The organism is Luteococcus peritonei (assembly GCF_039526385.1).
GTDB classification, from domain to species: Bacteria; Actinomycetota; Actinomycetes; order Propionibacteriales; family Propionibacteriaceae; genus Luteococcus; species Luteococcus peritonei.
Genome location: NZ_BAAAIX010000022.1, coordinates 1 through 5,513 on the forward strand (window position 1 = coordinate 1; position 5,513 = coordinate 5,513).

5 protein-coding genes are annotated in these 5,513 nt (G+C 71.1%); 4 read left to right on the forward strand and 1 reads right to left on the reverse strand.

Features of this window, described 5'->3' with window-relative positions:
• Nucleotides 1–199 precede the first annotated feature (199 nt).
• From ABD073_RS09435 to ABD073_RS09450, 4 genes are all read left to right on the forward strand, one after another.
• Nucleotides 200–1,147, forward strand: a complete 948-nt coding sequence (locus tag ABD073_RS09435) for an ABC transporter ATP-binding protein (RefSeq protein WP_343873986.1) — start codon at nucleotides 200–202, stop codon at nucleotides 1,145–1,147.
• A 34-nt stretch (nucleotides 1,148–1,181) separates the two neighbouring features.
• Complete coding sequence (locus ABD073_RS09440; protein WP_343873987.1) at nucleotides 1,182–2,030, forward strand: ABC transporter permease; 849 nt, start codon at nucleotides 1,182–1,184, stop codon at nucleotides 2,028–2,030.
• Between the two features lie 106 nt (nucleotides 2,031–2,136).
• The gene (locus ABD073_RS09445; protein ID WP_343873988.1) at nucleotides 2,137–3,360 is read left to right on the forward strand and encodes a sensor histidine kinase; all 1,224 of its coding nucleotides are present in this window, start codon (nucleotides 2,137–2,139) and stop codon (nucleotides 3,358–3,360) included.
• Nucleotides 3,357–3,962: a response regulator transcription factor gene (locus ABD073_RS09450; protein ID WP_343873990.1), complete on the forward strand. Its 606-nt coding sequence runs from the start codon at nucleotides 3,357–3,359 to the stop codon at nucleotides 3,960–3,962. The genes ABD073_RS09445 and ABD073_RS09450 overlap by 4 nt, the downstream gene beginning before the upstream one ends.
• A 49-nt stretch (nucleotides 3,963–4,011) precedes the next feature.
• On the opposite strand, the gene fumC is transcribed toward ABD073_RS09450, so the two are convergent.
• Nucleotides 4,012–5,412 carry a class II fumarate hydratase gene (fumC, locus tag ABD073_RS09455; protein ID WP_343873991.1) on the reverse strand — a complete coding sequence of 467 codons (1,401 nt, stop codon included), beginning with the start codon at nucleotides 5,410–5,412 and terminating at the stop codon, nucleotides 4,012–4,014.
• Between the last annotated feature and the right edge of the window lie 101 nt (nucleotides 5,413–5,513).

Below are 5,513 nucleotides of genomic sequence, written 5' to 3' on the forward strand. Positions count from 1 at the left end.
ACCTCGACCCCATGCGCCATCACAACCCCTCTTCACAGAACCGTTGCGCTGACCACATGAATCCGCCGGCCTTTTCGGCGATCGAGGGAGCGATTTTCCGGTTCGAGTGGTCGAACCCGTGCGAAGACATGACATCTGTCATGCCGAGCCGGTGAAGCACGCCCTGGTGAGGGCCGCCAACGGCCGGGAGGCTGGAGACATGAACAGCACCGAGGCACCCGTGATCCGCACCCACCAGCTCCGCCGCTTCCACGGCAAGGGCAAGGACCGCTTCGAGGCGGTGCGCGGCGTCGACCTGGAGGTGCACCGCGGCGAGCTCTTCGCCCTGCTGGGCACCAACGGCGCAGGCAAGACCTCCACCCTGGAGGTGCTCGAGGGCCTGGCGCCCGCCGGCGGCGGCAGCGTCGAGGTCTTCGGCCACGACCCGCACGCCGAGCGGCGCCGGGTGGCCGGCCGGATGGGTGTCATGCTGCAGCAGGCCGGCTTCCCCGACGACATCACCGTCGCGGAGACCGCGACGATGTGGCACGACACCCTCTCCACCCCGCGGCCGGTGGCCCGGGTGCTCGCCGACGTCCATCTGGCCGAGCGCGCCAACGTGCGAGTCAAGAGCCTGTCCGGCGGCGAGAAGCGCCGGCTGGACCTGGGCATGGCGTTGATGGGCCGCCCCGAGCTGCTCTTCCTCGACGAGCCCACCACCGGCCTGGACCCGCAGAGCCGCCATGTCACGTGGCAGCTGATCCGCTCCCTGCTCGACGAGGGCACCACCGTGATGCTCACCACCCACTACCTGGAGGAGGCCGAGGAGCTGGCCACCCGGCTGGCGATCATGGACCGCGGCGAGATCCACAGCCAGGGCACCGTCGCCCAGCTCATCGAGGGCCAGGACTCGCGGATCGGCTTCGACCTGACCGCCACCGAGGGCCTGGACCTGGCCGGGTTGCCGGGCCTCACCGCCCCGGTGTCCATCGAGGCCGGCCGCGTCGAGCTGCGCACCCGCACCCTGCAGACCACGCTCGCCGAGCTGCTGCGACGCGCCGAGCGCGAGGGCACCACCCTGGAGCGTCTCGACGCCCGCAGCGCCACCCTCGAGCAGGCCTTCCTGTCCATCGCCAATGCCGGCCAGCCGGCCTCCGTCGCCGCCTGACCACCCCTGCAGCCACCACACCCAAGGACCTGACATGAGTCTCACCACCGCCACCACCACCCCGATGACCGGCGAGCGTCGCCCCGCCGCCGCCTGGAAGCGCCTGCGCGCCCTGGTCACCGTGGAGCTCAAGATGCTGCTGCGCAACGGCGTCAACGTCTTCTATGCCGTCGCCATGGGCCCGATGATGGTGCTCTTCCTGAGCCAGCTGCCCCACATCAAGGCCCAGGCCGAGCTCGCGCCGCGCGGCGGCCTGGCCACCATGCTCACTGCCCTGCTGCTGATCAACTCACTGGGCATCGGCATCTACTACAACCTGACCACCGCCACCGTCGCCCGTCGCGAGTCGCTGGTGCTGAAGCGGCTGCGCTCCGGTGAGGCCCGCGCCACCGAGATCCTGGCGGCGATCGCCACCCCGAACCTGATTCTGCTGGTGCTGCAGCTCGTCCTGGTGCTGGGTGCGGTCTCCTGGGCGTTGGGCGCCCCGCGCTTCACCAATCCGCTGGCCATCCTGCTCTCGCTGGGTCTGGGCTCGCTCTTCTTCACCCTGTGCGCCCTGCTGACCGCCTCCGGCACGCGTACCGTCGAGTCGGCGCAGATGACCACCATGCCCGGGATCATGGGCTTCCTGGTGCTCTCCGGCCTGCTGATCCCGCTCTCCGCGATGCCGGAACGGGTCCGGGAGATCTTCCAGCTGCTGCCCGTCGCGCCGGTGAGCGACCTGCTGATGATCGGTCTGAACGGCACCACCCTCGACGGCCGGGTGCTGGACGGTGCCGCGAGCTGGGGGGCCATGCTCTCCCCCGCCCTGGTGCTCGGCTGCTGGTGCCTGGCCGGGATCTGGCTGCTGCGTCGCATGATGCGCTGGGAGCCGATCCGCTGACCCACCGGGCCAGGTGCGCACGTGACACCTGGTGCGCACCACCGAGCTGGTTCAATGGTGCGGCCCGCCGCTGGCGGGCCGCACCGAGGCGTCGACGAGGAGAACCGTGGCCAACTGGCAGCACCGGGTCCTGGGCAGCACCAGCCAGGAGCGCTTCGACCGATTCACGCGCAGCTCGATGTACTTCCTGTTCGCGGTCTGCCCCTTCGTGGCGCTGGCCGGGATCGCCTCGGTCCCGCAGCAGACCGCTACCTGGCGGTTGCTCTCCTGCGCCGTGGTGGCCCTCGTCGGCCTGGTGCTGGCCGCCCTGACCCTGCGACGGGGCCTGGACCACGGACTGGGCCGCACCGAGCTGGGCACGCCCTGGCGGCGGGCCCTGTGGCTGGTGGCCGGGCTCTGCCTGCTCCTGCCGCTCGCTGTGCTGCCCGGCGTCGACCGGCACAACCTGTGGGGCAACGGCCCGGCGGTGGCCATGGCGGCCTGCCTGCCCTGCGTGGTGGTGCTGAGCTGCGCCACCTCGATGCGCGCCACCCACCTGATGGCGGCAGGACTGGTGGCGGTGCCGACGGTGGTGGGGCTGCTGCGCAGCGGACCGGCGGCGCTGCCCTCGCTGCTGGTGGTCGTCTTCTACGTCCTCCTGTTCGTCTACACCGGGCGTCTGTCGGCCTGGATGATGGGTGTGGTGGAGGAGCTGGCGCAGGCCCGCAGCACCGCTGCACGGCTGGCGGTGGCCGAGGAACGGTTGCGCTTCAGCCGTGACCTGCACGACGTGGTGGGCCGCAGCCTGTCCGCAGTGGCGGTCAAGAGCCAGCTGGCGGCCGAACTCGCCCGTCGCGGCCAGGCGGAGGCGGCCGTCACGGAGATGGAGGCCGTGCACGGCGTGGCCACCGAGTCCCTGGCGGAGATGCGCGAGGTGGTGGCCGGCTACCGCCGCGTCGACCTGGCCGTGGAACTGTCCGGCGCCCGGGCCATGCTGGCCTCGGCCGGGATCGGTGCCGAGGTGCTGGGTGCCGAGGTGCTGGGTGCCGACACGGCTGCCGAGCTCGGCGCCGAATCCCAGCAGGCACTGGCCTGGGTGGTGCGCGAGGGCGTCACGAATGTGGTGCGGCACAGCCGGGCCACCCGCTGCCGGATCTTGCTGGAGGTCACCGACCGAGCCCGGCTCACCATCAGCAACGACGGCGCCAGGACCGACGTGGCCTCGGGCACCGGTTCGGGCCTGGCGGGGCTGCGGGAACGTCTGGAGGCGGTGGGCGGCAGCCTGGAGACCCACCACCGGGGTCGCGACTTCCTGCTGGTGGCCGTGGTGGATGCGAGGATCGGGGCATGATCCGTGTGCTGCTGTCCGACGACGAGACCCTGATCCGCGACGCCCTGGCCACCCTGCTGGGCCTGGAGGAGGACCTCGAGGTGGTGGCGGTGGCCGCCAGCGGGACCGAGGCCGTCACCGTAGCCCTGCACCACGAGGTGGACGTGGCGGTGCTGGACCTGCAGATGCCCGGCCTGGACGGGATCGAGGCAGCGGCCCGGATCCTCACCGAACGCCCCGGCGTCGGCTGCGTCATCGTCACCAGCCACGGTCGTCCGGGCCACCTGCGCAAGGCGCTGGCGGCCGGGGTGCGGGGCTTCCTGCCCAAGACGGTCCCGGCGCAGGTGCTGGCCGGGGTGATCCGCGAGGTGCACGGCGGCGGGCGCCACGTCGACCCGCAGCTGGCCGCCGAGGCGATCAGCGCCGGCGAGTCGCCACTGACGCCGCGCGAGTCCGACGTGCTGGAGCTGGCCGCCGACGGAGCACCGGTGGAGGAGATCGCACTGCGGGCCCACCTGTCCCCCGGCACGGTGCGAAACTACCTGTCCTCGGCCGTCGCCAAGCTGGGCACCAGCAACCGGCACGAGGCGATCGCCGTGGCCAGGCGCCAGGGCTGGATCTGATCCAGCACCCGGCGCCCGATCCGGTTCCGGTCCGACTGCGGTCCCGGACTCAGTCGGCGCTGGGACGCGTCATGTCTGCCGGAACCACCCAGCGGTCGAAGTCCTCCGGGCTCACCAGGCCCAACTTCTCGGCCGCCTCCTTCAGCGTGCTGCCCTCGTGATGGGCGGTCTTCGCGATCTTGGCGGCCTTGTCGTAGCCGATGTGGCGGTTCAGCGCGGTGACCAGCATCAGGTCGGTCTCCAGGTGCTCGGCGATCACCTCGCGGTTCGGCTCGATGCCCCGGGCGCAGTGCTCCTCGAAGCTGCGGCAGCCGTCGCCGATCAGCTGGATCGACTCCAGCACGCACCAGGCCATGACCGGCTTGAAGACGTTGAGCTGGAAGTTGCCCTGGCTGCCGGCGAAGCCCACCGTCGCGTCATTGCCGAAGACCTTGGTGGCCACCATGGTCAGTGCCTCGCACTGGGTGGGGTTCACCTTGCCCGGCATGATCGAGCTGCCCGGTTCGTTCTCCGGGATCAGCAGTTCGCCGATCCCCTCACGGGGACCGGAGGCGTACCAGCGCACGTCGTTGGCAATCTTCATCAGCGCCCCGGACAGGGTGCGCAGGGCGGCGCTGACGCCCACCAGCGAGTCGTGGGCGGACAGGGCCGCGAACAGGTTGTCGGCCTGGCGGAAGTCCAGCCCGGTCTCCTCGCTGATCCGTCGCGCCGCCAGGGCGCCGAAGTCGGGGTGGGCGTTGAGCCCGGTGCCCACCGCCGTGCCGCCGATGGCCAGGCCACGGGCCTGCTCGTCGGCGAAACGGACCGCAGCCAGGGCCTCGTCGAGCTGCGCCACCCAGCCACCGATCACCTGGCCGAGACGCACCGGGGTGGCGTCCTGCAGGTGGGTACGGCCCACCATGACCACGTCGTCATAACGCTCGGCCAGCTCCGCGAGCGTCGAGCGCAGCTGCTCCACGCCCGGGTAGAGGGTGGCCTGCAGCTCGCTCACCACCGCGATGTGCATGGCCGTGGGGAAGGTGTCGTTCGAGGACTGGCCGCGGTTGACGTGGTCATTGGGGTGCACCGGCTGCTTGGAGCCCATGGTGCCGCCCGCCAGCTCGATGGCCCGGTTGGAGATCACCTCGTTGGCATTCATGTTGGACTGCGTGCCCGAGCCGGTCTGGAAGACCACCAGCGGGAAGTGCTCGTCCAGGTCACCGGCGATCACCTCGTCGGCGGCGCGCACAACCAGCTGGGCCACCTCGTCGGGGAGCTCGCCCAGCTCCGCATTGGCCTGTGCGGCGGCCTTCTTCAGCACGCCCAGGGCGCGGATCATGGGCCGGGGCCACACGAAGGTGGGCCGCCCGATGTCGAAGTGGTGCAGGCTGCGCTCGGTCTGGGCGCCCCAGTAGCGGGTCTGGTCGACCTCGATGCCGCCCATGCTGTCGGTCTCGGTGCGTGTGCTCATGGGACCACCGTAGGACCTGTCGCCAAGCCGCCTCTAGGTGTTGGTGGCAGGGACGTTCATGACAGTTTGCGGGTTGACGTGAAGGGAGGACCCCCGTTGGG

What these genes read in the sequence shown, in the direction of transcription:
- ABD073_RS09435 (WP_343873986.1), top strand. Translation starts at nt 200, where the DNA reads ATGAACAGCACCGAGGCACCCGTGATCCGCACCCACCAGCTCCGCCGC.
- ABD073_RS09440 (WP_343873987.1), top strand. Translation starts at nt 1,182, where the DNA reads ATGAGTCTCACCACCGCCACCACCACCCCGATGACCGGCGAGCGTCGC.
- ABD073_RS09450 (WP_343873990.1), top strand. Translation starts at nt 3,357, where the DNA reads ATGATCCGTGTGCTGCTGTCCGACGACGAGACCCTGATCCGCGACGCC.
- fumC (WP_343873991.1), bottom strand. Translation starts at nt 5,412, where the DNA reads ATGAGCACACGCACCGAGACCGACAGCATGGGCGGCATCGAGGTCGAC.